Annotated in this window: 25 protein-coding genes and 1 pseudogene; 8 read left to right on the top strand and 18 right to left on the bottom strand. The window is 67.0% G+C overall.

Annotated elements, in window-relative coordinates; all coding sequences use genetic code 11:
- A pseudogene (locus WC597_RS08460) lies at window positions 1-222 on the bottom strand (cation transporter); the annotation flags it as partial.
- Window positions 223-480: 258 nt separating this feature from the next.
- On the opposite strand from WC597_RS08460, the gene lspA reads away from it, so the two are divergent.
- The 6 genes from lspA to WC597_RS08430 all read left to right on the top strand — a co-directional run bounded on the left by lspA (window position 481) and on the right by WC597_RS08430 (window position 6,954).
- Entirely contained in the window at window positions 481-1,005 is a 525-nt protein-coding gene (gene lspA, locus WC597_RS08455; protein ID WP_372692911.1) for a signal peptidase II, read from the top strand.
- Window positions 1,002-1,544, top strand: a complete 543-nt coding sequence (locus WC597_RS08450) for an MAPEG family protein (RefSeq protein WP_372692910.1) — start codon at window positions 1,002-1,004, stop codon at window positions 1,542-1,544. Before lspA ends, WC597_RS08450 begins: the two co-directional genes overlap by 4 nt.
- Window positions 1,545-1,628: 84 nt before the next feature.
- Complete coding sequence (locus WC597_RS08445) at window positions 1,629-2,033, top strand: helix-turn-helix domain-containing protein (protein ID WP_372692915.1); 405 nt, start codon at window positions 1,629-1,631, stop codon at window positions 2,031-2,033.
- Window positions 2,034-2,143: 110 nt separating this feature from the next.
- Window positions 2,144-3,403, top strand: coding sequence for a cytochrome P450 (locus WC597_RS08440; protein WP_372692909.1), 1,260 nt, complete (start codon window positions 2,144-2,146; stop codon window positions 3,401-3,403).
- A gap of 63 nt (window positions 3,404-3,466) precedes the next feature.
- Window positions 3,467-4,879 carry a dihydrolipoyl dehydrogenase gene (gene lpdA / locus WC597_RS08435; protein WP_372692908.1) on the top strand — a complete coding sequence of 471 codons (1,413 nt, stop codon included), beginning with the start codon at window positions 3,467-3,469 and terminating at the stop codon, window positions 4,877-4,879.
- A gap of 137 nt (window positions 4,880-5,016) precedes the next feature.
- A complete protein-coding gene (locus WC597_RS08430; RefSeq protein ID WP_372692907.1) occupies window positions 5,017-6,954 on the top strand; it encodes an FTR1 family protein in 1,938 nt (645 codons plus the stop codon).
- A 114-nt stretch (window positions 6,955-7,068) separates the two neighbouring features.
- Here WC597_RS08430 and WC597_RS08425 read toward each other — a convergent pair whose 3' ends face one another.
- The 9 genes from WC597_RS08425 to WC597_RS08385 all read right to left on the bottom strand — a co-directional run bounded on the left by WC597_RS08425 (window position 7,069) and on the right by WC597_RS08385 (window position 14,590).
- Window positions 7,069-9,198, bottom strand: coding sequence for an NAD(+) synthase (locus WC597_RS08425; RefSeq protein WP_372692906.1), 2,130 nt, complete (start codon window positions 9,196-9,198; stop codon window positions 7,069-7,071).
- Window positions 9,199-9,443: 245 nt separating this feature from the next.
- Window positions 9,444-10,190: an arsenical resistance protein ArsH gene (arsH, locus tag WC597_RS08420; RefSeq protein WP_372692905.1), complete on the bottom strand. Its 747-nt coding sequence runs from the start codon at window positions 10,188-10,190 to the stop codon at window positions 9,444-9,446.
- Window positions 10,190-10,606, bottom strand: a complete 417-nt coding sequence (locus tag WC597_RS08415) for a GNAT family N-acetyltransferase (protein WP_134581262.1) — start codon at window positions 10,604-10,606, stop codon at window positions 10,190-10,192. The genes arsH and WC597_RS08415 overlap by 1 nt, the downstream gene beginning before the upstream one ends.
- Entirely contained in the window at window positions 10,606-11,691 is a 1,086-nt protein-coding gene (gene arsB, locus WC597_RS08410) for an ACR3 family arsenite efflux transporter (protein WP_134581263.1), read from the bottom strand. Before arsB ends, WC597_RS08415 begins: the two co-directional genes overlap by 1 nt.
- A complete protein-coding gene (gene arsC, locus WC597_RS08405) occupies window positions 11,688-12,113 on the bottom strand; it encodes an arsenate reductase (glutaredoxin) (protein WP_134581264.1) in 426 nt (141 codons plus the stop codon). The genes arsB and arsC overlap by 4 nt, the downstream gene beginning before the upstream one ends.
- A 7-nt stretch (window positions 12,114-12,120) precedes the next feature.
- Window positions 12,121-12,456, bottom strand: a complete 336-nt coding sequence (locus tag WC597_RS08400; RefSeq protein WP_134581265.1) for a helix-turn-helix transcriptional regulator — start codon at window positions 12,454-12,456, stop codon at window positions 12,121-12,123.
- 51 nt (window positions 12,457-12,507) lie between these two features.
- On the bottom strand, window positions 12,508-13,476 hold the full coding sequence (locus tag WC597_RS08395) for an arsenic resistance protein (RefSeq protein ID WP_372692904.1): 969 nt from the start codon (window positions 13,474-13,476) through the stop codon (window positions 12,508-12,510).
- A 321-nt stretch (window positions 13,477-13,797) separates the two neighbouring features.
- On the bottom strand, window positions 13,798-14,205 hold the full coding sequence (locus WC597_RS08390) for a nuclear transport factor 2 family protein (protein ID WP_313003958.1): 408 nt from the start codon (window positions 14,203-14,205) through the stop codon (window positions 13,798-13,800).
- 73 nt (window positions 14,206-14,278) lie between these two features.
- Entirely contained in the window at window positions 14,279-14,590 is a 312-nt protein-coding gene (locus tag WC597_RS08385; protein ID WP_372692903.1) for a helix-turn-helix transcriptional regulator, read from the bottom strand.
- 436 nt (window positions 14,591-15,026) lie between these two features.
- On the opposite strand from WC597_RS08385, the gene WC597_RS08380 reads away from it, so the two are divergent.
- Window positions 15,027-16,949 carry an RNA polymerase sigma factor gene (locus WC597_RS08380; RefSeq protein ID WP_372692902.1) on the top strand — a complete coding sequence of 641 codons (1,923 nt, stop codon included), beginning with the start codon at window positions 15,027-15,029 and terminating at the stop codon, window positions 16,947-16,949.
- 215 nt (window positions 16,950-17,164) lie between these two features.
- Entirely contained in the window at window positions 17,165-17,446 is a 282-nt protein-coding gene (locus WC597_RS08375; RefSeq protein WP_228184604.1) for an AlpA family transcriptional regulator, read from the top strand.
- Window positions 17,447-17,705: 259 nt separating this feature from the next.
- Here the strand turns inward: WC597_RS08375 and WC597_RS08370 are convergent, their stop codons facing one another.
- The 8 genes from WC597_RS08370 to guaB all read right to left on the bottom strand — a co-directional run bounded on the left by WC597_RS08370 (window position 17,706) and on the right by guaB (window position 25,720).
- A complete protein-coding gene (locus tag WC597_RS08370) occupies window positions 17,706-18,245 on the bottom strand; it encodes a hypothetical protein (RefSeq protein WP_372692901.1) in 540 nt (179 codons plus the stop codon).
- A 136-nt stretch (window positions 18,246-18,381) separates the two neighbouring features.
- A complete protein-coding gene (locus WC597_RS08365) occupies window positions 18,382-19,635 on the bottom strand; it encodes a tyrosine-type recombinase/integrase (RefSeq protein ID WP_372692914.1) in 1,254 nt (417 codons plus the stop codon).
- Between the two features lie 290 nt (window positions 19,636-19,925).
- Window positions 19,926-21,482, bottom strand: a complete 1,557-nt coding sequence (gene guaA, locus WC597_RS08360) for a glutamine-hydrolyzing GMP synthase (RefSeq protein ID WP_372692900.1) — start codon at window positions 21,480-21,482, stop codon at window positions 19,926-19,928.
- Window positions 21,479-22,180: a 5'-methylthioadenosine/S-adenosylhomocysteine nucleosidase gene (locus tag WC597_RS08355; RefSeq protein WP_372692899.1), complete on the bottom strand. Its 702-nt coding sequence runs from the start codon at window positions 22,178-22,180 to the stop codon at window positions 21,479-21,481. The genes guaA and WC597_RS08355 overlap by 4 nt, the downstream gene beginning before the upstream one ends.
- The gene (locus tag WC597_RS08350; RefSeq protein WP_372692898.1) at window positions 22,177-22,557 is read right to left on the bottom strand and encodes a lysozyme inhibitor LprI family protein; all 381 of its coding nucleotides are present in this window, start codon (window positions 22,555-22,557) and stop codon (window positions 22,177-22,179) included. The genes WC597_RS08355 and WC597_RS08350 overlap by 4 nt, the downstream gene beginning before the upstream one ends.
- Entirely contained in the window at window positions 22,554-23,855 is a 1,302-nt protein-coding gene (locus tag WC597_RS08345) for an RsmB/NOP family class I SAM-dependent RNA methyltransferase (protein WP_372692897.1), read from the bottom strand. Before WC597_RS08345 ends, WC597_RS08350 begins: the two co-directional genes overlap by 4 nt.
- 1 nt (window position 23,856) lies before the next feature.
- Window positions 23,857-24,258, bottom strand: a complete 402-nt coding sequence (locus WC597_RS08340) for an MAPEG family protein (RefSeq protein ID WP_372692896.1) — start codon at window positions 24,256-24,258, stop codon at window positions 23,857-23,859.
- A gap of 4 nt (window positions 24,259-24,262) precedes the next feature.
- On the bottom strand, window positions 24,263-25,720 hold the full coding sequence (guaB, locus tag WC597_RS08335; protein WP_372692895.1) for an IMP dehydrogenase: 1,458 nt from the start codon (window positions 25,718-25,720) through the stop codon (window positions 24,263-24,265).
- Window positions 25,721-25,760: the final 40 nt, after the last annotated feature.

The following is a 25,760-nucleotide window of genomic DNA, read 5'->3' as shown; positions in this document are numbered from 1 at the left end:
GCTGAGGAATAACAGCACCAACGCAACGAGGCTGGCGCCTTGGCCATTGGCCGCCCCGGACTGCACGGCGACCGAACGTCCGATCACGGCCAGGCTGATGCCGTAGGTGGCGCGTCGGCCAGGAAGTCGAGCACATTGGCGCCCAGGGGGCGCCGAGCCTTGCAGGGAGGCGCCGCTGGCTATGGCCATAAAGGCGGCGCCGTTGACGGCGATCACCGCCATCAGGATGCGCCGGTAGGCGGGGTGGCGCCGTCGAACCTGGAGGCCACGCCGCAACTGCAGCCGGGCGAGGAAGTGCACAGGACGAGAGGGGGTTCAGTCATCGGATTACCCTTTCGCGAGAAGCATGCATCTCCCATTGGCTAGACGATCATGCCGAGAATGCATGGCTTCCATGAAAGAAACGCCCGTCAGATAAAACCCGCTTGATCCTCTAGTAACTAGAGGGCCCAAAATCAGTTGAAATCCATTGGAGGCTTCATGATCACCATGCACCCGACCCGACGCGTTCCCCGCCGCCTGCAGACGATCGCCTTCGCGCTCGCGGCGGTGGTCGCCGTCGTGGATCAGGCCGCCAAGGCCGCAGCGCGCGCTCAGCTGGACGCTCCGATCGACCTCACGCCGTTTCTCGCGCTGCGTCTCGGGTTCAACCCCGGCGTCACCTTCGGCCTGTTCGCCGGCTCGGGCGACGTGGGACGATGGGCGCTGAGCGCCGTGGCCTTCGTGATCATCGGCGCCCTGCTCGCCTGGATCTGGCGCACGCGCAGCGCCCTAACGGCGACCGCCGCGGGCCTCATCGCCGGCGGAGCGATCGGCAACCTGCTCGACCGGCTGCGCTTCGGCGCGGTCACTGACTTCATCGACCTGCATTGGGGCGAGGCGCACTGGCCGACCTTCAACCTCGCCGATGCGGCCATTGTCTGCGGCGTCGCGCTGCTCCTCCTGACCGTCCGGGGCTCGGACAGCCGCGCGGCGTCCCCGACCCTGGGACGGGCGGCGCGATGAGGTTTTCCGCCGAACAGAAGGCGATCGCCGTCCGCTCGGCGCCGGCGATCGTCATCACGGTCGCAGCGTTGGCCTCGGCCTGGCTCTGGCTCCCGCCGCCGCTTCTGGGCGCGGCGCGGGACATGGCGACGGCCGATCGCCTGGCCTATGCCCTGAAGGCGGATCTCCCGGTCTTCCTCTGGCTCGCGGGGTGTTTGAGGGTGGTGGCCAGCCTCCGGTTCCGGTCCGATGCCGACCGGCCCGGCTCCGCCTACGCGGCGCCCAGCGCCAGGCTCGCGGTGCCCGCCGCCGTGCTGCAGAACTCGCTCGAACAGACGGTCCTGGCGGTCGGCGCCCACCTGGTCCTCGCCACCGTGCTGCGCGGCGAGGAGATGGTACTGCTGCCGGTGCTGGTGGCCCTCTATCTGGTCGGACGGGTGTTCTTCGCCCTGGGTTACGCGCGGGGCGCGGCGGCCCGCGCCTTCGGCATGGCGCTCACCGGCGCCTCCACGATCGCCGCCTTCGGCATCGCCCTCGCGCTGATGGGGCTGGGCCGATGACCCCTCCTCGCCCCGCCGACTTCTGCCTTTCACCCGCCGTTGCGAGCTGACGCGATGCCCCTCCCCTCTCCCGCCTCGTCCGGGTTGCGCCCCATCGGCAAGCTGGCCGCCGCCACGGGCGTCAAGGTTCCGACCATCCGCTTCTATGAAGAGATCGGCCTGCTCCCGGCGCCGCCGCGCACCGCCAGCGACCGGCGCATGTATGACGACGCGGCGGAGCGCCGCCTGTCATTCATCCGGCATGCCCGCCAGTTGGGCTTCGATCTGGATTCGATCCGCTCCTTGCTTGATCTGTCGGATCACCCCGATCGGCCCTGCGCCGAGGCCAGCACCCTGGCCGAACGTCATCTCGCCGATGTGAAGCAGAAGATCGCCCGGCTCCGCGCCCTCCAGCGCGAACTCTCACGGATGACGACGGAATGCGCCGGGGGCCGGGTCTCCGCCTGCAAGGTGATCGAGGCGTTGCACGATCCGTCCGCGCCGCCTTGACCCTGTGGAAGATCGGAAGGCGCAAAGACCCCGGAGCCATTGGCCCACCGTGACGTTTTGAGGCGATTGACGGCTCCCGTCGCGGACCACCCGTCCTTCTGGAGGATTTGATGACGCATCGGCCGACCTCGCGACACAGCGACCAGACCTTGGCCCTGCTGATGGACCCTTATCGGCGCCTTTCCCACTTGTTCGGGCAGGCCGGCGCCGACGTCGTCGAGACCCGCCTGGCGTTGAAGGAGACGACCTGTCTGAGAGGCCGCGAGGCGGCGCGGATTTTCTATGACGAGACCCGCATCGTGCGGGCGGGCGCCATGCCGGCGCCGGTCCGCCGCACGCTGCTCGGCGAGGGCGGCGTTCAGGGACTGGACGGCGAGGCCCACCGCGCCCGCAAGGGCGTGTTCATCTCCCTGATGTCGCCAGCCCGTGTCGCGCGGCTGGGCGAACTGTTCGAAGCGGAGTGGCGGCGCGCGACCGTCGAATGGGCCGGCGAGGAGGACATCGTGCTCTATGACGCCCTGCAGCCGGTGCTGACGCGGGCTGTCTGCGGCTGGGCCGGCGTGCCGCTTGAGCCGCACGACGAAGCGAAGCGGGTCCGTCACCTGAGGGCGCTGTTCGACGCGGCGGGATCGCGGGGCCCCCGGCATCTGTGGTCGAGGCACGCGCGTCGCCGCGTCGACGCCTGGCTGGGCTCGATCATTGAAGACATTCGCGCCGGCCGTCTGTCGCCGGATCCGGACACGGCCGCCCACGCCTGGGCCTGGACCCGCGCCGCGGACGGCGAACCGTTGCCGATCCACACGGCGGCGGTCGAACTGGCCAATGTATTGCGGCCGACTGTCGCGACCTCGGTCTACATCGTGTTTGTGGCGCACGCGATGCAGGCTCACCCGGATGCGGCCCGTCTGGCCGACGCCGACGCCGGACGTCGCCGCGCCTTCGTCCAGGAAGTCCGACGCTTCTATCCGTTCTTCCCGGCAGTGATCGGGCGTGTGCGCGCGCCGTTTCGCTGGCGCGACCTGGTCTTCCCGGAGGGCCGTCAGGTGGTCCTCGACCTCTATGGCTCCAATCACGATCCCGCACACTGGACTGATCCCGAGGCGTTCCGGCCGGAGCGGTTCAGCGACGGCTCCGGAGATCCGTTCGGTCTCATCCCCCAGGGCGGTGGGGATGCGGCGACCGGTCACCGTTGCCCTGGCGAAGGGATCGTCGTGGAGCTGATGGAGCGCGCCGTCGGCCTGCTCGCCGACCTGAACTACCGGCTGCCGGATCAGGATCTGGAGATCGACTTCCGCCGCCTGCCGGCCCTCCCCGGAAGCGGGTTCCGAATGGAGACGCGCGACGCGGCCCTCAATGAGGGGGGCGCCTGATGCCGGTTCCTCGGGCTGGCCGGGGCCCTTCTCTCCCATCCACTCGCAGCAAAGGCTGACGCCATGAGCCGTTCGACGACCTCCTACGACCTGGTGATCATCGGCGGCGGGCCGGGCGGATACCCGTGTGCGATCCGGGCGAGCCAGCTCGGCCTGTCGGTGGCGGTCATCGACGACCGCGAACTGCTCGGGGGGACCTGCCTGAACATCGGGTGCATTCCGTCCAAGGCGCTGCTCCAGGCCACCGAGCGGCTGGAGATGGCGCGCAATCTCGAAGCGTTCGGCGTCATGGTAGACAATGTGCGGGCCGATCTTGACGGTGTCATGCGGCACAAGGGCAAGGTGGTGACCGAGCTTGGCGAAGGGGTCGCCTACCTCCTGCGCAAGCACAAGGTCGCCCGCTTCCAGGGCCGCGGGCGGCTGCTGGCGCGCGACCGGGTGGAGGTGCGCGCCGCGGACGGCGCTTTCGAGGTGCAGGCCAGCAAGGCGGTGGTCATCGCCAGCGGATCGGAAGCGGCGACCTTGCCCGACCTGCCCATCGACGAGCGGCGGATCGTCACCTCCGCCGGCGCCCTGAGCCTGACGGCGGCGCCGCGCCATCTGGCGGTGATCGGCGGCGGCTACGTCGGACTGGAGCTGGGGTCGGTCTGGCGTCGGCTCGGCAGCGAGGTCACGGTCATCGAGGTGCTCGACCGGATCGCCTCCGGCGTCGACTCGGAGATGTCGGCGGCGCTGCACAAGGTGCTCGAGGCCCAGGGCTTCCAGTTCTGCCTTGGGCATAAGGTGGTCGGATCGCGGATGGAGGGCGACGACGTCGTCCTCGACGTCGAGCCCATGGGCGATGGCGCGCGAGGAACCATCAAGGCCGATGTCGTGCTGGTCTCCATCGGCCGACGGCCCGCAACCGCCAGGCTCGATCTGGAAACGGTCGGCATTGCGCCCGACCGCAGGGGCTTTATTCCGGTGGACGAAGGGTTCCGGACCAGCGCCGACGGGGTCTACGCCATCGGCGACGTCATCGGCGGCGCCATGCTGGCCCACAAGGCGGAGGAGGAAGGGATCGCCCTGGCCGAACGCCTGGCGGGGGGCGCGGGCCATGTGGACTACGGAACGATTCCGGCGGTCGTCTATACCTGGCCGGAACTGGCTTCGGTCGGCCGCACCGAGGACGACCTCAAGGCGGCCTGCGTGGCCTACCGCGTGGGGCGCTTCCCCTTCTCCGCCAACGCCATGGCCAAGGCGCGTCTGGAGAAGAACGGTCTGGTCAAGGTTCTGGCCGACGCCGCGACGGACAAGATCCTCGGCGTGCACATCCTGGGCCCTGAGGCCGGCGGGTTGATCCATGAAGCGGTCGCCGCCATGCAGTTCGGCGCGGCGGCCGAGGATCTGGCGCGGACAAGCCACGCCCATCCGACCCTGCCGGAAGCCCTGCGCGAAGCCTGCCTGGCGGTAGCCGAGCGCACGATCCACCTCTGACGGCCGCGCGTTACGAGGTCTGACCCGCCGGAAGCCGCGATCGCGGCCGCCTCTGCGGGCCCGGGCGCGTCCGCGGTTTAGACGCGACAGCGGCGTCGCTTGAATGCTATTGCGAGCCGCTCACAACTAGGTCTCCCATGCGTCCTCTGCTCCGTCTGCTCACCCTGCTGTTCGCCCTAGGGCTGGCCGCCCCGGCCCTCGCCCAGGCGCCGTCCGCCTCGGAGGCCCAGGTCGCCTGGCGGCTGCTGGATTATGTGGCGGTCGACTACGCCGGCGCAGTGGCCGACGGCGAGGTCGTCAACCCGGCCGAATACGGCGAGATGATCGAGTTCAGCACCCAGATCCGGACGCGTCTGGACGCCCTGCCGGCCAACCCGGCCAAGGCCGCCCTGATGCGCGACGCCGAGGGCCTGCAGGCGGCCATCCGGGACAAGGCGGATCCGGCCGTCGTCGGCGCCCGGGCCAAGGCCCTGGCCGGCGCGGTGCTGGCGGCCTATCCGAGCCCGCTTGCGCCTTCGTTCCCGCCCGACCTGGCCCGCGGCGCCGCCCTCTACGCCGAGCAGTGCGCGGTCTGCCACGGCGTGACCGGGCGCGCCGACGGCCCCGGCGCCGAAGGGCTCGATCCGCCGGCGATCGCCTTCGCCGACGTGGAGCGCGCGCGCCAGCGCAGCGTCTTCGGGCTCTACCAGGTGATCGACCAGGGGCTGGAGGGCACGGCGATGGCCAGCTTCTCGCACCTGCCGGCCGAGGACCGCTGGGCGCTGGCCTTCTATGTCGGCCGCTTCGCCTTCACCGACGCCGAAGCCGCCGAGGGCAAGCGCCTGTGGGACGGCGATCCGGCGGTCCGCGCGGCCTTCCCCGACCTGGCAGCCCTCACCCAGACCACGCCGGCCGAGCTGGCCACCCGCCTCGGCGAACCCCGGGCGCGGGCCCTGACCGCCTATCTGCGACGTCATCCCGAGGCCGCGGCGCGCCCGGCCGGATCGACGCTGACCCTGGCGCGGACGCGCCTGGCGGAGAGCGAGGCCGCCTATCGACGGGGCGATCGCAAGGCCGCCACCGACGCGGCGCTGTCCGCCTACCTCGACGGCGTCGAGCCGATCGAGCCGGCCCTCGGCGCCCGGGACGGCGCCCTGCTGCGCCGGGTCGAGACCGCCATGACCGAGCTGCGCGTCTCGATCAGCCGGGGTGCGCCCGCCGAGGAGGTCGCCGGTCGGGTCGCGCGTGCGAACGCCCTGCTGGACACGGCCGAGCGGGCCCTCGCGCCCCAGGAGGCGGACAATGTCGCCAGCTTCCTCGGCGCCTTCACCATCCTCCTGCGCGAAGGCCTAGAGGCCCTTCTCATCGTGGTGGCGATGATCGCCTTCCTCAGGAAGGCCGAACGGCCCGAGGTGCTGCGCTACGTCCACGGCGGCTGGGTCGCCGCGCTGGTCGCCGGCGGGGCCACCTGGGCGGCCGCGACCTTCTTCATCTCCATCAGCGGCGCCAGCCGGGAACTGACCGAAGGGTTCGGTTCGCTTCTGGCCGCCGTCGTGCTCGTCTCGGTGGGCATCTGGATGCACGGCAAGTCGCACGCCGACGCCTGGCAGACCTATATCCGCGACAAGCTCTCCCACGCGCTGTCGAAACGGTCAGCCTGGTTCCTGTTCCTGCTGTCTTTCGTCGTGGTCTACCGGGAGGTGTTCGAGACCATCCTCTTCTATGCGGCGATCTGGAGCCAAGGCGGCCACCTCGGCATGCTGGCCGGCGCCCTGACGGCGGTGGTCATCCTGGCCGTAGTGGCCTGGGCCCTGCTGGCCTACAGCAAGCGCCTGCCGATCGGCCGGTTCTTCTCCCTGAGCTCGATCCTCATGGCCATCCTGTCGGTCGTCCTCGTCGGGAAGGGGGTGGCGGCGTTGCAGGAGGCAGGCTGGCTCGATGTCCACCCGCTGGCCTGGATCCCCCGGATCGAAATCCTCGGCCTCTACCCGACGGTCGAAGGCGTCGCCGTTCAGCTGCTGACGATCGCCATCCTCGTGGTCGGCTTCTCCCGGCATGCGGCGCCGAAGGGCGCGCGGCCGGCGGACATCGGCTAGGGTCGCCAGCCCTTCACCTAATCTTCCGCCCCGCCGGGCGCCGGATGGGCAGGCGCCGGCTTCCGGTTCCTGAACCGCCCCTCCGACCCCGGAGTTCGCAGCCGGGCGACGGCCTTATCGGACGATGGGTTTGCCCCCGGCGGGCGGCGCCTTGGGTTCTTTCGCAGGAAGATCGTCGCTTGCGGGATCAAGAACCTCCGGCACGTTGCGCTGCAGCTCGTCGATCCAGACCTGGCCATGAGCGTCCGAGGGCATGCGCCAGTCGCCCCGCGGCGACAGTGAACCGCCTGTTGTGACCTTGGGTCCGTTCGGCATGGCCGAGCGCTTGAACTGATTGGCGAAGAAGCGCTGCAGGAACACCTCCAGCCAGCTGCGAATGGCCCCGATGGGGTAGGCCCGCTTTTGCTCGTCCGGAAAGCGCGGCGGCCAGTGCCCGGCGGCGGCGTCCTGCCAGGCGTGCAAGGCCAGGAAGGCGATCTTGGAGGGCCGCAGCCCGAACCGGGTGAGATAGTAGATCCAGAAGTCGTGGAGCTCGTAGGGGCCGATCTTGCCTTCGGTGCTCTGCGACTCGCCCTCGGCCGTCTGCGGGATGAGCTCCGGTGAAATCGTTGTCGCCAGGATGTCGAGCAGGACGTCGGACACCGCGGGGTCGAACAGGCGGTTCGCCGCTGTCCAACGGACGAGGTGTTGAATGAGGGTTTTCGGGAGCGAGCCGTTGACGTTGTAGTGGCTCATCTGGTCGCCGACGCCGTAGGTGCACCAGCCGAGCGCGAGCTCGGACATGTTGCCGGTGCCGAGCACCATGCCGTTCCGCTGATTGGCGGCCCTGAACAGGAGGTCTGTCCGGAGCCCGGCCTGCACATTCTCGAACGTCGTGTCGTACACAGGTTCGCCCCTCGCGAACGGATGGCGCAGGTCCTGCAGCATCTGCTGGGCGAGCGGCTTGATGTCGATTTCCTCGACGGTCACGCCGAGCCCGTTCATCAAGGCGTAGGCGTTAGACTTGGTCCTCGCGCTCGTGCCGAAGCCGGGCATTGTGATCCCGAGAATGTCCGTGCGCGGACGTCCAAGCAGATCGAAGACCTTGGCCGCGACGATCAAGGCGTGCGCGGAATCCAGCCCTCCGGACACGCCGATGCAGATCTTGGCTGTTCCGGTCGCCTCAAGCCTCTTGGCCAGCCCGCTCAACTGTATGTTGAACGCCTCGTAGCAGTCCTGGTCGAGGCGGGAGGGATCGTTGGGCACAAAGGGAAAACGGTCGATGCGTCGTTGCAGGCCGAGGTTGTGAACTGGCGGATCAAGATGGAAGGTCACCCGGCGAAAGCGCCGGTCGGGCATCCCGTTGGCGATCGCGGCCTCGTTAAAGGTGCCGGTACGCATACGTTCCAGCTGCAGCCGTTCCACGTCTATGTCCGCGACGGCCATCTGGGACCCCAGGCTGAAGCGCTCGGTCTCCGCGAGCTGCGCCCCCAGCTCGTAGATACAGGCCTGTCCGTCCCAGGCCAGGTCGGTCGTCGATTCTCCATACCCGGCCGCGGAGTAGATGTAGGCCGCCCAACAGCGGCCGGACTGCAGTTCGCAAAGTCTTCGCCGCGTGTCGGCTTTTCCCACCACGATGTTGCTTGCCGACAGGTTCGTCAGAATCAGCGCGCCGGCGAGCGCGGCGAAGTCGCTGGGCGGCGCGGGCGCCCAAACATCCTCGCAAATTTCGACATGAAAGATCAGGCCATCGACGTCGTCGGCCTGGAACAGCAGATCCATTCCGAATGGAACGGTCTCGCCCCCGATCGTAATCTCGCCTTCCACATCCCGCCCGGAGGCGAACCATCGCTTTTCATAGAACTCGCGGTAGTTGGGCAGATGGCCCTTTGGCACCACGCCAAGGATCCGCCCCCGGTGGATAGCCACCGCACAATTGTACAGCCGTCCCTCACGACGGAGGGGCGCGCCGACCAGTATGACCGGGTGGAGATCGCGGCTTTCGGCCACGAGGTTCACGAGTTGCCGCTCGACCTCGTCCAGCAACGCCCGCTGCAGAAACAGGTCGTCGATGGAATAGCCCGACAGGCCGAGCTCCGGGAAAACCATCAACGCGGTCCCGGCCTCGTTCCCCTCACGGGCGAGCCTCAGGGTCTGCTCCAGATTGAACGCCGGATCCGCGATCCTGCAAACGGGACGGCACGCAGCGACCCTCGCGAAGCCTTGCTGGTAAATCGACAGGAAATCGGCTGCGTTGCGAGGCACGTCCTGCTCCTATTCCGCTTCGGGCATTACTGTTCTCGGCCGGACGGCCCGCGCCTGGTCCCCCTTGCTAAGCGCGGCAAGGGCCTGGAGGTTCGTCAGGATGAGAACGTCACCCGGAGAATAGCCTTTCGCCACTTCTGGCGAGTTACGGCCATCGCGATGCTCGGCGGCCGCCGCGGCCATGGCGTCAAGGTCCGTATTAAGGCGGGAGGAATGCGAGGCGTGTTCGCGTGGTCGAGGGGAGGTCACGCCTGGCGCGCGATGACGATCCCCGACAGATCGGAGGCGGCGTCGAGGGGAATCCCGGCCGCCTTGCGCTCGGAATAGCGGTCCACCAGCTGGGCCGCGTGCGGCCGGGTGAGGATGGTGAAACGCACCAATTCCTCCATCACATCGACGATCCGCTCATAGTAGGCCGAGGGCTTCATCCGGCCGGCCTCGTCGAACTCCTGGAAGGCCTTGGCCACGCTGGACTGGTTGGGGATGGTGATCATCCGCATCCAGCGGCCCAGCAGGCGCAGGGTGTTGACGGCGTTGAAGCTCTGCGACCCGCCCGACACCTGCATCACCGCCAGGGTGCGGCCCTGGGTCGGGCGCAGGCCGCCCAGGCTGAGCGGCAGATGGTCGATCTGCAGCTTCATCAGGCCGGAGACCTGGCCATGCCGTTCCGGACTGCACCAGACCATGCCCTCCGACCAGAAAGCGTGCTCGCGCACCGCCGGGTGGTCGTCGTCGCCGGGCGCGCCCGGCAGGGGCAGGTCGGAGGGGTCGAAGATGCGGGTCTCGCATCCCATTCGCTGCAGCAGACGGGCCGCCTCCTCGACACAGAGCCGCGAATACGACCGCTCGCGCAGCGAGCCGTACAAGAGAAGGATCCGCGGCGCCGGATCGGTCGGACCTAGCCCCCGGGCGGGGTCGGCGGACAGATAGGCTGCATCCAGAGCCGGCAGGTGATCCGGATCCGGCAGCGGCCGCAGGCGGGCGAAAGTCATCAGAGGTCCTTGATGAGATAGGCCGCTGACGCCGGGCAGACGTCCGCGAACTCGCGGGTTTGCCGGATCGCAAGGGGCGCGGACGCCCGTTCGGCGGAGACGAAAGCACGCCGGGCGAAGAATAGCTCGGCCGTCGTGGTGAGCAGGTGAAGCCGTTCGCTACCCAGATCGCTCGCCATGGCCTCGACGGCGGTCAGTATGCGGCTCCCGATCCCTTGGGCCTTCAGGTCGGCGAGCACGACCAGGGAGCGCAGCAGGAGATCCTGCCCCTCCCCTTCCAGGCCGACATAGCCGGCGATGCCGCCGTGTTCGTGGGCGGCGAAGTATCGACCAGCGCCAGGCTCGGGCAGACCCGCGCCGCGCAGGGCCGCGATCAGGCCGACGTCATCCGCGTCCAGGAGATGCAGGACGACCATCAGGCCGCGTCCGCCGGCGGAGCCGTATCCGGGAACCAGCGGCGTCCCATCCACAGCGCGACCGACACCAGCAGGATCAGCACCGGCACCTCGACCAAGGGACCGATGACGGCCGCAAAGGCGACCGGCGAGGTCAGGCCGAAGGCCGCGATGGCGACGGCAATGGCCAGTTCGAAATTGTTCGAGGCCGCGGTGAAGGCCAGGGCGGTGGTGCGCGGATAGTCGGTCTCGATCAGCTTGCCCATGAGGAAGCTGACCACGAACATCACAAGGAAGTAGATCGTCAGCGGAATGGCGATGCGCAGGGCGTCCAGCGGCAGGGCCACCACCTCCCCGCCCTTGAGGCTGAACATGACCACGATGGTGAACAGCAGGGCGATCAGGGTGATCGGTCCGATGCGCGGCAGAAAGCGCCGCTCGTACCAATCGGCGCCCCGGCGGGCGATCAGGCTGCGACGGGTCAGGAAGCCGGCCAGGAAGGGAAGACCGAGGTAGACCAGGACCGCCCCGGCGATGGTCCAGACGCTGACGTCCACCACACTGCCCTGCAGGCCGAACAGGGGCGGCAGGACGGTGAGGAAGATCCAGGCGTAGAGGCTGAAGAACAGGATCTGGAAGATCGAGTTGAAGGCGACGAGACCGGCGACATACTGGTTATCGCCCCGCGCCAGCTGGTTCCACACCAGCACCATGGCGATGCAGCGCGCCAGTCCGATCAGGATGACGCCGGTCATGTATTCCGGCTGATCGCGCAGAAAGATCACCGCCAGCGCGAACATCAGCACCGGGCCCAGCACCCAATTCTGGAACAGCGACAGGGCCAGCACCCGCTTGTCGGCGAAGACACGCGGCAGCGCCTCGTACCGGACCCTGGCCAGCGGCGGGTACATCATCAGGATGAGACCGACGGCGATTGGGATGTTGGTCGTGCCGATCGAGAGGCTATTGATCCAGGCGGGCAGACCCGGCGCCAGCGTCCCCAGAGCCACGCCGAGACCCATGGCCACGAAGATCCACAGCGTCAGCCAGCGGTCGAGGAAGGACAGGCGACGCGGCGACGTAGTCGTCACGGGGGTGTCGATCATCGCTTCACCCGCTGGCCGGCGGCGTCGATGACGACCTCGCCGTCCTCCTTGGTGAAGGGTTTGAGATCGTCGTCGGGCAAAAGATCGAGCACGGCCTCCGATGGCCGGCAGAGTCGAACGCCCATGGGACTGACGACGATCGGGCGGTTGAGAAGTATCGGATGGGCCTCGATCGCGTCGAGCAGTTGATCGTCCCTGAGGCCTGGATCACCGAGGCCCAGTTCGGCGAAGGGCGTGCCCTTTTCGCGCAACAGGTCGCGCAGCGGCGCGCTGGTGCGTTCGGCCAGCTGGGCGATCATGGCCCGCGACGGCGGGGTCTTCAGATACTCGACGACGTGCGGCTCGATGCCGACATGGCGGATCAGCTCGAGCGCGTTGCGCGACGTCCCGCAGGCGGGATTGTGATAGATGACGACGTCCATGGGATCCTCAGGGGCGGCAGGGTGCGAGTTCGGCCAGCAGGGGCTCGCAGAGGTCCGCCCTGCCCCCGCAGCAGTCCTTGAGCAGGAACAGGACCAGGTCGCGGAACCGGTCCAGGTCGGCCCGGTAAATGATCGAGCGGCTGCGCCGCTCCGACCTGATCAGCCCCGCGCGGGTCAGGACGCCGAGATGGGACGACAGAGTGTTGGGCGGGATCGCCAGATGGTTCGAGATGTCACCGGCCGCCAGACCTTCGGGTTCGTGCCGCACGAGGAGGCGAAACGCCTCCAGCCGCGTGGACTGCGCCAAGGCGGCGAGAGCGAGAATCGAGGCTTCCGTTTCCATAATTCCGAATTAGTCGAACTATGGAAACAATCAAGGTTTAACTTCCCCTGATCAGGCTGGCCGACGTCCCAGCCCGGGGATGCCGCGGATGTAGACCAACTCCGCCAGGAGCTCGATCAGGGTCTGGGTGACGATGATGGCCGGGACCAGGGGGATGGCGCCGGGCACGACCAGGGCTAGCGGCAGGACCACGAGCGAGTTGCGGGTCCCCGCGCTGAAGGCGACGGCGCGGCCGGCTTCCGGCGTCAGCCGTGCGAGCCGCGACACGGCCCATCCGATGAGCGGCGCCAGCACGGAGAAGGCGACATAGACCGGCACGACACTCAGGGTCCGGTCGAGGGTCTGTCCGAGTTGCGGCATGACCGCGGCGACGACGATGAAGAGCACCAAGGCCGTGGCCGGCACCGGCGCCAGGCCGAGACCAGACGAGACTCGCTCGCCCATTTTGCTGCGGGCCGCCCAGGTCTGGACCAGCGCCGCCAGAACGAACGGGATGGCGATCAGCCAGACGAAGGCGTGGATGAACGGACCTGGCTGCACATAGGCCGCCGCCTCGGCGCCGAGGAACAGACGCAGATAGATGGGCAGGAGCGCCATCTGGGCGATCAGCAGCACCGGGGTCGAGGCCAGGAGCAACCGGGCGTCCGCGCGACCCAGATGAGCGAAGGTCACGACATAGTCGATGCATGGACAGAGCAGCACCATCAGCACGCCGAGACGGATCAGGGGATCGGCCGGCAGGAACTGCATCAGGCCCAGGACGAGCAGGGGCACGGCGATGAAGTTCACCGCCAGCAAGGTGCCCAGGAACCGCAACTCCTGAAGCGCCCGGCCGAGGGCGGCGACGGGCACCTGCAGGAAGGTGACGAACAGCATCAGGGCCAGCGCCGGATTGATCGCCGATTCCAGCACCGCCGTGCCCGGGATCACGAACCCAATGGCCGTCGCGACGATCACGGCGGCGAAATAGATCCAGACCTGTTGGGCTTCGAGGCCGTCGCGAAGTTCAGACGTGTTCATCCCGGATCCTGACTTCGCACTGCACCCCCCCTACCGGCCGCGACCACCCCGGCCTGTCAAGCCTCGTCCTGCGTTCCGCGGCTCAGAGGGTGGACCGATCAACTGGCGGCGTTCGAGCGGCGTCGGAGCGCGCCCGCAAGCTCTGGCGCGCGCACCGCACTCAGGGGTTTGGCTTGGTTCCTACTGCGGCTAAGATGGTCCCCGGCGGGCCTCGACCGGATAGCCTTTGATCTTGAGCCAGGGGACGTTCTGCGTCGGCGGCGATCACGGGTGAAGACGTCGAGCTTCACACAGAAGTTCCCGGCCCGCCCCCTCCCCTCCTCACCAACGGGCGACGCTGAGGCGACGCCAACGATCCTTCTCTACCAGAGGCACCTCGGCCAGATCGGCGTGATCGCGCCACCGAGTGATCACGCCCTTCTCAACCTCGAAAACGTTGATAGCGCGGACGTTCATGACGAGGCCACGGTTCGCGGCCAGCAGATAGAGGCTTTCGGCGATGACCAGCTCGCCCTGGGTGACGGACTTGAGGATGTGAAGTTCGAACAGCGAATAGCTCTGGAAGAGCCGACGCCAGAAGCCGAGAAGCGCCGTACGTCCGACAAGTTCGCCCGCGATGTCGAACTGGGCCGCGACCTGCTCCGACAGATAGGATTCGAGGCGACGCACATCGCGTGATGCGATCTCCCCGGCGAAAGCTTGGACGACGTCTCCGGGCATAAGCGACATGATCACCGTTCAGGTGCGCAATCATGATCCGATTCTCAGTGGAAAACTCGCGTATCGCGTGTGACCAACGATGTCACTCCGGTTCGATAACCCCGGCCCCCACCGCGACCGCGACGGCCTCTATCCGGGTGCGCACGCGCAGCTTCGAGCACACCTTCTCAAGGTAGCTGTCGACCGTGCGCGGCGACAATCCGAGGATGGCGCCGATATCTCCCGAGCTCTTGCCGCGACTGACCCACAACAGGCACTCAAGCTCTCGCGGGCTCAAGGCGAAAACTCGAGAGCCGACATTCGGTTGGAGGTTCGGAGCCATGATTTCACTCGCGATTGACCGGTGAAGGCTGAACGGACCAGCAGCCACGAGCAACACAGGCGAGTTGCGCATTCTCCGCAAGAAAGTTGCGGAGAATCGACGTCGGCCCGCCGCCCCTTAGGATCGAAGCCAGCGCCAGAGACTGATTGCCCCTGCTTTGGCGACCGCTTACACAGTCCGGCGTCGGGCGCCGTCAGATACGGGCGCAACTTGAGCCGGGGTCCGTCAGTGGCGGAGGCGGCGTTTCGCCCTGAAGTAGCGGGCCTCTTCGCAGAGGATTCCTCGCCCGACCCCTCCGCCTTGCACCGGGACTCGCTTTGATTCATTGTCGGCCGTCGGCGCTTGCGTCGAAGGGGCCGGGAATCCCCTGTGCGAAGCTCAATCTTTACGACCGCGCCTCGACGCGCGGCGTCCGTCCGCTGGTGACCGCGGCGCACCCCTGTGTGCGCCCGGTCGTGGCGGGCGCTCTCTCGGATTCCTGCCTCCTGAAAACCGGCGGGAGGTCGCCTTGAGCGATGTGAAGGAGATGGATCCGGGCGCTGCGGCGAGCCTGAATGGGCTCTACCGACGCTATTCGGGGTGGTTGGGAAGGCGGCTGCGCGGACGTGTGGGCGCCGATGAAGCCGCCGATGTGGTGCAGGAAACCTATCTTCGCCTGGCTCCCTATCTCCTCGAAGATATCCGCCACCCCAAGGCTCTGCTTCTTCGCGTCGCGCTAAACCTGGTTCGCGACGAGCGACGCCGGATGGCCCTCCGGGACCGGGCGATGCAAGGGGCGATTCCTATGTGGGTCACAGCGGCCGACGCGCCTGTCGACCGGCTGCACCTCAAGCAGGTTCTCCTGACCATGCCGCCGCTGTATCGGGACGTCTTCGTCTTGAGCCGGTTTGACGGTATGGGTTGCAGGCACGCGAACTGCGCGCCTGAAACCCTGCCCGTCGGCGAGACCGGGGTAGCAAGGGCCAGGGCGGACCGGCCGGAGGGGGATCGCCCGACCTGCACAAGCCTGACCTTGATGATGATCATGATGACGATCGCCGGCGCGGAAGGTCGGGGAGACCGGCCGGTCCGGCGGCGCAGCCGCTTCACCCTGGCCCGCGCGAGGGCGGAGCCCTTAGCGCTTCAGGGGCATCGTCGTATTCGATGGAGCGAAGATTGCGATACGACATTCGGCGCGCTTGCCGACTTGCCGACGTTGGCCCATTCGGATTTCATGACCGACGTCGCCCAGCCCGAACCTGCTCCAAACCCCGACCCCTTCTTCGAGACGATCCCCGATGGGCTCTGGAACGCCTGTATCGGCGTTCAGGGCAGCGAGGAGGCCTATATCGACGGCTACATCGAGGCTGCGCGCGAACTCGTTGTGGCCGTCATCGACAAGAAGATGTTCGGCAGTCGGGACTCTCTCGCCATGCCGATCCTGTACAACTGCCGACATGCGATCGAACTGTCCCTGAAGTTCGCGATAAACCGGCTGCATGACGCCGGCATGGTCGCCGAGCGTCACAAGCCGGACCACGACATCCGCTCCCAGTGGACGCATTTGAGGGACGCCAAGGTCGGAGACGCGCGGATCGTGGATCTGGTGGCTCAGCTCGAACCCTATGTGGCGAGCCTGGCGGCCGTGGACGACGACGGACAGGAACTGCGTTACGCCAGCAACTGTGCCGGCGTGAAAAGCCTGGGCGGCTTCGCGGTCGTCAATCTCCCGCATATCAGGACCAGTATCGAAGCGTTGGAAGCGATATTGGGTCAGATGAAGATCCGCGTGCTGGAGCTCGAGCAGGAGCGCCTGACCGGCGCACACACCGGCGAGTGTTCACGAGAGGATCTCAAGCGGGTCGCGGCGATGGTGGGGCCCCATTCCGGGTGGGGCGACGCCGAATTTTCCGACCGCAAGGCAAAGGTCATGGAGAGCTTTGGTCTCGGGAGTCGGAAGTTCAGCCAAGCGTTGACGACCATTCGAAACTCGCGTCCGCTGGCGACGCTCGTCGGGATTGAGACCTCCCTGAAGCACCTCAGTGACGACAAGGCGGTCGCAGCGCTTTCGGCTTGGGCAGAGGCTCACCCTGTCAAGGACCGAACAGCGGATCTCGGATCGTCATTCTTCCCTCGGGACCCGGAGGCTATCGCCACGCATCAGCAAAGGCGTCAGAGCCTGAATGCCGCGATGACCGCTCTTCTGACATCGGAGGAACTCGCCGATCTTGAGACGGTGTATTACCTGGGGCGCAACCGCGAAGACGGCGAACACTACGACGCCAATCTCGAGCAAACCCAGCGCACGTACGGCGTCTCTGGGAGACCCATGGGGCGTCTGGACGACGTTTTCAGCAAGACCAACCTTCTGGACGCCTTCGTCGACGGCGCAGCGGCGGCAGGCCGGCCCAGTCTCGCTCAGAAGGTCCGTGCGATCAGGCCGGGCAGGTAGCCCCCCGTCAGGTTCCGATTGCCGCCGTCACATCGACGATTTGGCGGCTGAACCTCGACCTAAACGGCGTGTGGTGCGGCCTCGTCTACGGCGGTCGGCGATGAAGTGTCCGGGCGGGTTCGTCCCGCAAACGTCACATCGCATCCTGTCGGGTTTCGCCTTCGGTGCGTTTCGGTTCGATTCTATCGGACTGGATAGCCGATGGAGATCGAAAGATGGCCCGCTCAGATTCCCTCCCGCGAACGATCAAGAAACCGGAACTGCGCCAGATGGTGCCACTCGCAGACAGCACCATCTGGGAGATGGAGCAGCGCGGAGAATTCCCCAAACGCTTCCGACTGACGCCGCGATGCGTGGTCTGGGATCTGTCGGAGGTGCAGTCCTGGCTGGAAAAACGCCGCCGCACCCCCGTCACGCCGGCCAAGGCTCCGGATGTGCGCCTGCGCCGATCACGCCCCGTCCACCACGGGGCGAGCGCCTCCCGACCGCACCTGTAAGCCGCGCCTCGATTCAGAAAGCGGCGAGCGGGTCATAGCTTGCTTCAGCCGGGGATGGTTGAGCCCCGGACGACGGGACAGGGGCGTCCATGGCCGATAATTGATTTCTTCACCCCCGCGAGCTATATGTCGTCCCGAGGCCAGATCGGTTGAAACAGCCTCACCCGCCTCTTCGGAGGTCCACGCGTGAGCGAGATAGGGATTTCGATCCCGGAAGCGGCTACCGAGTGACTTCTGATAAGGGCGCCTCCAGGCGCCCTTATCTTTTGCGGTGAAACTTCAGCTTCTCGCCTTTCAGCGTCTTGTCGATCAGGACGGCGAAACGAACCTTGCTCATGTGGGCGATGGCGAGCGCCTGCGCCGGCTCCGGGCTGTAGGCGCTTTCCACGAAGAGCTTGAGATCGACGCCGGCGTCGGCGCCGCGCTTGACCCGAAAGAAGACCCTGTAGTCCCCTGCTCCGCCGTCGTTGCGCACGCCGATCCGCAGGAAGTTCGCCTCCGGGGTCTGATAGACGTGCGCCGTCGGCAGACCCTTCAGGATATGCGGGAGCGCCTGCGACAGCCCATAGCGGATCGGACAGAAGACGCGCCGCCTCGGACCATCCCAGACCGTGACCGCAGTTTCGTCGTGCTGGGCGGCGTCGAAGGTTTCACTGAAGCAGTGGTTGCTGAACCGGACATCGATCTTCACGCCGTTCGGACGCGACTGGGTGGCCATCTCCAGCACGAAGGGCTCGAGATGGTCGAACGCGAGCGTCTGCCCCGCGACTTCCAGCGGCGGAAAATACGGCCCGGCCATGGCCTACAGTCCCAACAGGTCCGGCGACCGCTTGCGCAGTCCCGGCCGGACGGCCGTGCGCTTGGTGGCGGCAGCCTTATCCCGCGCGTCGATCATGTCCTGCTTCCTGCATTTTCTGCTGGCATCCCGACGCATTTCAAAATTTCGGATCAAAACGCGGTGCGCTGACCTCTGACACGGTCAGAACCGGCGTGTAGGCGCGGCCCGCTTCCCAGGCGTCCACGGCGTTCGACCATTCCTGCGCCATGTGGCGGCGCTGGGTCTCGAACTCCGCCTTGTTGTAGACGCCTCGCGAAGATCGCTCTTCGTGAGCGAGCCCTTTCTCGATCCAGTCCGAGTTGAAGCCCATCTCGTGCAGCAGGGTCGAGGCCGTCCGCCGCAGGTCGTGCACGGTGAAGGGCTCGAGCGGAAGGTTACCTTTTCCGGCCCTTTCAGCGATCGCACTGGTGACGCGGTTGAAAGTCGCCCGCGACATCGGCGCATCGGCGTCATAGCGCGACGGCAGGATGTATTTCGAGTTGCCGGCGCAGGTCTTCAGAGCGACGAGGATGTCGAGCATCTGGGTGGAGAGGTAGACGTTGTGAGGGCGTGAGCGCTTCATGCGCGCAGCCGGGATCGACCAGACCGCAATGTCGAAATCCACCTCGGTCCAGACCCCGTCCTGAAGTTCGCTCTTCCGAACCATGCTGAGCAGGATGAACTTCAAGCCGAGCCTGATGGTCGGCAGGGTCGCCACCTCACCCAAGAGCATCAGCATGATCCGGATTTCGGCTGGGTTGAGTGACCGATCGCGCGGTCGGAAGGTGGCGATCGAAGCCGGACCCACGTCATCCGCAGGGTTGTCGATCTTCTCACCGTGGAGGATGGCCCAGCCGTAGATCTGTTTGACGATATCCCGGACGTGGATCGCCGTGGCGGGCGCCCCGCGATCCACAATCGTCTTGCAGTGCGCCCGCAGGTCGTCAGGTGTGATCTCGCTCAGCAGGCGGTTCTTCCACTTTGGCAGAACGTCCCGATTGAAGATGGCCCGGCGCATGTCGCGGGTGCTGTCCGCCATCGGCGCGCGGTCCATCCAGCCTTGGGCGACCTGTGCGAAATCCTGAGCTTCCTTCAGGCGACGTTTGGCGCGCTGCTTTTCGACTGCGGGCGACACCCCGTCCGCGATCGCCTTCTTCACCTCGATAAGCCGCTCGCGGGCTTGGGCCAGCGTCAGTCCGGCCCGACCGTAGCGACCGAGCGTCAAGGTCTCTCGACGGCCGTTGAAGCGATAGTCGTAGCGGAATGAGATTGCGCCGCCCGTCGAGACATAGACGTACATGCCGTCCCTGTCGGTAATCTTGTAAGCCCTTGCTTTCGGACGCAAATTCTTCAGTGCGGTGTCGGTAAGCACGGTATAATCGCCTCTGTCCGTCGATCCTCGAATTCGGTCACGCCGAGACGGTTTTTTCCTAGTTATCTCAACGACTTGCTGGGAATAAATACCGTCAGGGCGGGGCCCGATGTCACAACGGTATGAGCCCGAGTCCGCCAGATCAATGCAGCCGCGTACCGTCGCGCAGTCCGACAAAACGGAAAAAGACCCTCCGAATGGCTCCGAAGGGTCTCGACAGAATTCACAATGTTGTCAGGCCTTTAGAGGCTGTTTCGGAAGCGATACCGAATGCTACCGAAGGGTCGGGACTATTCCCACTCGATCGTCCCAGGCGGCTTGGACGTGACGTCGTAGACGACCCGGTTCACCCCACGGACCTCGTTGATGATGCGCGTCGCGGTCTTGCCCAGGACATCCCAGGGGAATTGGTAGAAGTCGGCGGTCATGCCGTCGGTGGAGGAGACGGCGCGGAGAGCCAGGACCTTTTCGTAGGTGCGGGCGTCGCCCATGACGCCGACGGTCTTGACGGGCAGCAGGACGGCGAAGGCCTGCCAGATCTGGTCGTAGAGACCGGCCTTGCGGATTTCGTCCAGATAGATGGCGTCGGCCTGCTGCAGGGTCTCAACGGCCTCGGGCGTGATCTCACCGGGGATGCGGATGGCCAGACCCGGTCCGGGGAAGGGGTGGCGGCCCACGAAGGCGTCGGTCAGGCCCAGCTCGCGGCCGAGGGCCCGAACCTCGTCCTTGAACAGTTCGCGCAGGGGTTCGACCAGTTTCAGCTTCATATAGTCGGGCAGGCCGCCGACATTGTGGTGGCTCTTGATCACGTGGGCCTTGCCGCTGGACGACGACACGCTCTCGATCACGTCGGGGTAAAGCGTGCCCTGGGCCAGGAATTCGGCGCCCTCGATCTTGCCGGCCTCGCGATCGAAGATCTCGATGAAGACGCGGCCGATGATCTTGCGCTTGGTCTCGGGGTCCGATTGACCGGCCAGTTCGCTGAGGAATTCTTTCGACGCATCAACATGAACCAGCGGGATGTTGTAGTGCTCGCGGAACAGGGTGGTGACCTGGGTGGCCTCGTCCTTCCTCAGCAGCCCGGTGTCGACGAAGACACAGGTCAGCTGATCGCCGATCGCCTCGTGGATCAGCACGGCCGCGACCGAACTGTCGACGCCGCCGGACAGGCCGCAGATCACCTTGGCGTCGCCGACCTGTTCGCGGATCTGGGCGATCTTCTCGTCGCGATAGGCGGCCATGGTCCAGTCGCCCTTCAGCCCGGCGATGCCGTGGGTGAAGTTCTTCAGCATCTGATGGCCGCGCGGGGTGTGCATCACCTCGGGGTGGAACTGGACGCCGTAGAAGCGGCGGGTCTCGTCGGCGATCACCGCATAGGGCGAGCCCGCCGAGGAGGCGACGACGTCAAAGCCTTCCGGGATGGCGACGATCTTGTCGCCGTGGCTCATCCAGACGGTCTCCTCCTCGCCGACCGGGGCCAGGTCGGCCAGCAGGGGCGAAGCCTTCTCGACGGTGATCTCGGCGCGACCGAACTCGCGGGTGTGGCCGCCCTCGACCTTGCCGCCCAGTTGCTCGCACATGGTCATCTCGCCGTAGCAGATGCCCAGCACCGGCACGCCGGCCTCGAACACGGCCTGCGGCGCGCGGGGGCTGCCCTCTTCATGGACGCTTTCCGGGCCGCCCGACAGGATGATGGCCGCCGGCTTCATGGCAGTCAGGGCCGCTTCGGCCTTCTGGAAGGGATGGATCTCGCAATAGACGCTGGCCTCGCGCAGTCGGCGTGCGATCAGCTGCGTCACCTGGCTGCCGAAATCGACGATGAGAACCTTCTGGTGCGGCGTGGTCATGGCGTGATCGAATCCGGGGAGAGATGGGCGGGGTCTTGGCCGTGTAGGGCCGGGATTTCAAGAGCGGCGAGGCCGTCGGCCTCCAGCGCGGCGATCAGGCGGTCGAGAGCGGCGGCCAGGTTTTCGTCCACATGGTGCAGGGTCGAGGTCCAGTCCTCCAGCGCCTTCAGCTCGGCGCGGCCGTCCGACACGCCGCGCAAGGCGATTAGGGGCACACCAAAGGTCTGTGCCGACCGGACCAGGGCCCAGGTCTCCATGTCCACCATCTCGGCGTCGATGGCGTCATAGGCGGCGCCGGAGACGACGTTGGCCCCCGTAGACAGCGCAGCGGTCGGCACGCCGGGAATGGGGCACGGCAAGGACAGGACCGCAGGCTGGTTCAGCAGCGGCGTCACGCCCTTGGCGAACCCCAGAGCGCTGGCGTCCATGTCGCGATAGGCGACCGACGCGGCTTGATAGACGCAGGCGTGTTCCAGCACCCTCGACCCGCACGACCCCAGCGACACGATCAGGTCCGGCAGATCGCCCGCCGCCTCCAGTAGCGCCAGGGCGGCGGTCAGGGCCACGGCGGCCTCGACCGGGCCGACGCCGGTCATCAGCGGCTGGATGCGGGCCTGAAGATGCAGGCCGTATTCGGCGGGCGCGGCCATGACGCACAGGACGGACACGGGTCCGAACCGGTGCAGGCCGTGGCTCACTTGCGCGACCCCGTCAGATAGGTGTTCTCAAGCCACAGGCTTCGCTCCGCCGTCCAGGTCAGCAGGCAGTCGGTGCGCGTAGCCATCGCCGCTGCCGGCTCCGACTGATCCGCCGCGCGACTGTCGCAGGCCGCGTCGCGCGCCCGAATCCAGGCGCGTTGGCGGTCGCGCAGTTGCAGCGTCTCAGCCCGGTCCAGACCCTGCCGCGCGGCGCGGTAGGTCGCGTTCAGCGCGCGATCCTCGTCCGCCAGGGCATTGTCGAGACAGGTCTGAAAACCCGCGCCCTTGGACTGCGCCTGACAGGTGAAATAGGTATCCGAACGATCCTGAACCGCCATGGGGCCGGTGATCAGGGCCAGAACCAGAGACAGGATCATGCCGTGCGCTCGTAAACGGCGGCGAAGAAGCCGTCGGTGTCGGCCGAGGCTGGCGACAGGCGCAGACGCGCGCCGGACGCCAGTTCGGCGAACCTCGCGCGGGCGGCGTCGGTCAATTGCGGCGCCGACAGGACATCGGCGACGGGGACGGGGCGGAACTCGGGATTGGCGGCCTCAAAGGCGTCGGCGCTGGCCTCGTTCTCGCGCGCCAGCATCGAACAGGTGACATAGACCAGACGGCCGCCCGGCTTCACCAGCTTGGCGGCCTGGCCCAAAATACGGACCTGCAACCCGTGCAGCTTCTCGACTTCTTCGGCCGTCAGCCGCCAGGCGTCCTCGGGGCGACGCCGCCAGGTGCCGGAACCCGAACAGGGCGCATCGACGAAGACCAGGTCGGCCTGGCCGTTGACGGCTTCCAGCCCGCCGCCGTTCTGGCCGATCAGGACCAGGTCCGCCTCGACGCCCGCGCGTTGCAGGCGGGGACGGATGTTCCCCAGCCGCTTGTTGACGACGTCGGCGGCGATCAGCTTGCCCTGCCCCTGCATCGCCTGGGCCAGACCCAGGGTCTTGCCGCCGCCGCCGGCGCAATAGTCCACCACCGTCGTGCCGGGTTGCGCCCCAGCCAGCCAGCAGACGACCTGGCTGCCTTCGTCCTGAATCTCGAACTTGCCGGCCTTGAAGCCGTCCAGCGCCTGGATGTTGGGCGGCGGCTCCGACGGCACGCGCAGGCCCAGCGTGGACCAGGGCGTGCGCGAAACCTCAAGACCTGCCGCCTTCAGCTCGGCCTCGACCTCGTCCAGGTTGGCCTTGGCGTCATTGACGCGCAGGTCGATGGGCGCGCGCGGGGCCATCAGGGCGTGGGCCTCTTCGGTCCAACGCTCGCCGAAGGTGGCCTTGAAATCCTCGACCACGAACTCGGGCAGGCCGGCGGCGACCCAGCCGGGCAGTTCGCCCTGCCCGCCCATGATACGACTGCGTTCCTGTTTCGACAGCGGGCGCGGGCCATAGCCGTCGCCTGAGTGCAGGGCCTCGATCTCTTCCACCGACAGGCCGTCGATGGCGTGCAGCGAGCCGATCACCAGGGCCCGGCCGTCCTCACGCCCCCCCATGATCCACGACAGCCGGCCGCGCGCACGCAGCACCTTGTAGACATGATCGGCGATGGCCCGACGGTCCTTGGACCCGGCGTATCGGTTGGCGGCCCCCCAGGCCTTCAGGACGGTTTCGGCCGGTTGGCGACCCTGGGCCATGGAGTCCAGGACGGAGGCGGCGGCGGCGAGGCGGGCGGCTGGGGTCAAGTCAGGCTTTCAGGAAAAACAGGGACGCCAGCACCATGACCAGTCCCGCAAGCGAGACCACCCAGACCAGCGACCGGACATAGGGAACGCCAAAGGCGTAAAGGGGCACATAGACGACGCGCGCCCAGAAATAGAGCGCCGTCCCCCACAGGGTCAGCGGACCGGCCGCGCCGATCACATGGGCAATCAGCACGGCGCCGATAAACAGCGGCAGGGTCTCATACAGGTTGGCCTGGGCGCGTTCCAGGCGGCCGGTCAGCGGCTTCTTCGCCGCCGGCGTCTCGTCGCGCGCACCCGCATTCCACTTCGAGCCGAACTCGACCGTCCGCGCCCCGGCCGGCAGGAAGACCTGCACCAGCGCCAGGATCAACGTCAGGGCCAGATAGGTCAGTTCGGTCGTCATGGCCTTATCCCTGTCTGTAGTTCGGCGCCTCACGCGTGATCATCACGTCGTGGACGTGGCTCTCCCGCAGGCCCGCGCCGGTGATGCGAACGAAGCGCGCGCGCTCCTGGAAGTCGGCGATGGTGCCAGCGCCCACATAGCCCATGGAGGCGCGCAAGCCGCCGACCATCTGGTGCAGGACGGGGCTGATCGGCCCCTTGTACGGCGTCTGACCCTCGATGCCTTCGGGCACCAGCTTCTCGGACGAGACTTCCTTCTGGAAGTAGCGATCCGCCGAGCCGCGCGCCATCGCGCCGACCGAACCCATGCCGCGATACGACTTGTAGCTGCGCCCCTGGTACAGGAACACCTCGCCGGGGCTTTCGTCGGTTCCGGCGAGCATCGAGCCCATCATGGCCACGTTCGCGCCGGCCGCGATGGCCTTGGCCAGGTCGCCCGAATATTTGATGCCGCCGTCGGCGATGACCGAGGCGCCCGTGCCGCGTGCCGCCCGCGCCGAGTCCATCACGGCCGTCAGCTGCGGCACGCCCACGCCCGCGACGATGCGGGTCGTGCAGATGGAGCCGGGACCGATGCCGACCTTCACCGCATCGGCGCCCGCGTCGATCAGGGCGCGCGTCGCATCATAGGTGGCGACATTGCCGGCGATGATCTGCAGCCGATTGTTCTCGCGCTTGATGCGCTCGACCACCTGGGCGACCGAGGCCGAATGGCCGTGGGCGGTATCGATCACCACCACGTCGCAACCCGCGTCGGCCAGGGCCATCGCCCGCTCATAGCCGGCGTCGCCGACCGTCGAGGCTGCGCCCACCAGCAGACGACCCTGATCGTCCTTGGCCGCATGGGGGAAGGCCTGGGCCTTCTCGATGTCCTTCATGGTGATCAGGCCGACGGCCCGATAATCCTCGTCCACCACGATGACCCGCTCGATCTTGCGGGTCTTCAGCAAGTCGCGCGCCTCGTCGCGACCGGCGCCTTCGCGCACCGTGATCAGATCGCCCGTGGTCATCAGCGAGGCCGCCGTGAGGCTCAGATCGCTCTCGAACCGCATGTCGCGGTGGGTCAGCATCCCGACCAGCTTGCCCGTCGCCGGATCGACGACCGGGAAGCCGGTGATCTTCTTGCGCGCCACGATCTCGCGCACTTCGCCCAACGTCGTCTTCGGGCCTACGGTGACCGGGTTGACCACCATCCCGCTCTCATAGCGTTTGACGGCGCGGACCTCGTCGGCCTGCTCCTCGATGGTCATGTTGCGGTGCAGCACGCCCAGGCCGCCGGACTGGGCCATGGCGATGGCCAGGCGGCTTTCCGTCACCGTGTCCATGGCGGACGACAGCAGCGGGATGTTCAGTCTGATGTCGCGTGTCAGCTGGGTCGAGACATCGACCATCGCCGGCATGAACTCGGACGGGCCGGGTTCGAGCAAAACATCGTCGAAGGTCAGTCCTTCGCGTATCTCCATAGGGAGTCTCCGTTTTGCGGGCCGCGTATAACGGTCAGGA

Origin of the sequence: Brevundimonas sp. (genome assembly GCF_041648115.1) — a bacterium.
Taxonomy (GTDB): Bacteria; Pseudomonadota; Alphaproteobacteria; order Caulobacterales; family Caulobacteraceae; genus Brevundimonas.
This window is presented reverse-complemented; position numbering and strand designations above follow the sequence as displayed.

Bases quoted from the DNA above. Each gene is read 5' to 3' on its own strand.
- lspA (WP_372692911.1), top strand. From the start codon at position 481: ATGATCACCATGCACCCGACCCGACGCGTTCCCCGCCGCCTGCAGACG.
- WC597_RS08450 (WP_372692910.1), top strand. From the start codon at position 1,002: ATGAGGTTTTCCGCCGAACAGAAGGCGATCGCCGTCCGCTCGGCGCCG.
- WC597_RS08440 (WP_372692909.1), top strand. From the start codon at position 2,144: ATGACGCATCGGCCGACCTCGCGACACAGCGACCAGACCTTGGCCCTG.
- lpdA (WP_372692908.1), top strand. From the start codon at position 3,467: ATGAGCCGTTCGACGACCTCCTACGACCTGGTGATCATCGGCGGCGGG.
- WC597_RS08430 (WP_372692907.1), top strand. From the start codon at position 5,017: ATGCGTCCTCTGCTCCGTCTGCTCACCCTGCTGTTCGCCCTAGGGCTG.
- arsH (WP_372692905.1), bottom strand. From the start codon at position 10,190: ATGACTTTCGCCCGCCTGCGGCCGCTGCCGGATCCGGATCACCTGCCG.
- WC597_RS08415 (WP_134581262.1), bottom strand. From the start codon at position 10,606: ATGGTCGTCCTGCATCTCCTGGACGCGGATGACGTCGGCCTGATCGCG.
- arsB (WP_134581263.1), bottom strand. From the start codon at position 11,691: ATGATCGACACCCCCGTGACGACTACGTCGCCGCGTCGCCTGTCCTTC.
- arsC (WP_134581264.1), bottom strand. From the start codon at position 12,113: ATGGACGTCGTCATCTATCACAATCCCGCCTGCGGGACGTCGCGCAAC.
- WC597_RS08400 (WP_134581265.1), bottom strand. From the start codon at position 12,456: ATGGAAACGGAAGCCTCGATTCTCGCTCTCGCCGCCTTGGCGCAGTCC.
- WC597_RS08395 (WP_372692904.1), bottom strand. From the start codon at position 13,476: ATGAACACGTCTGAACTTCGCGACGGCCTCGAAGCCCAACAGGTCTGG.
- WC597_RS08390 (WP_313003958.1), bottom strand. From the start codon at position 14,205: ATGTCGCTTATGCCCGGAGACGTCGTCCAAGCTTTCGCCGGGGAGATC.
- WC597_RS08385 (WP_372692903.1), bottom strand. From the start codon at position 14,590: ATGCGCAACTCGCCTGTGTTGCTCGTGGCTGCTGGTCCGTTCAGCCTT.
- WC597_RS08375 (WP_228184604.1), top strand. From the start codon at position 17,165: ATGGCCCGCTCAGATTCCCTCCCGCGAACGATCAAGAAACCGGAACTG.
- WC597_RS08370 (WP_372692901.1), bottom strand. From the start codon at position 18,245: ATGGCCGGGCCGTATTTTCCGCCGCTGGAAGTCGCGGGGCAGACGCTC.
- guaA (WP_372692900.1), bottom strand. From the start codon at position 21,482: ATGACCACGCCGCACCAGAAGGTTCTCATCGTCGATTTCGGCAGCCAG.
- WC597_RS08350 (WP_372692898.1), bottom strand. From the start codon at position 22,557: ATGATCCTGTCTCTGGTTCTGGCCCTGATCACCGGCCCCATGGCGGTT.
- WC597_RS08340 (WP_372692896.1), bottom strand. From the start codon at position 24,258: ATGACGACCGAACTGACCTATCTGGCCCTGACGTTGATCCTGGCGCTG.
- guaB (WP_372692895.1), bottom strand. From the start codon at position 25,720: ATGGAGATACGCGAAGGACTGACCTTCGACGATGTTTTGCTCGAACCC.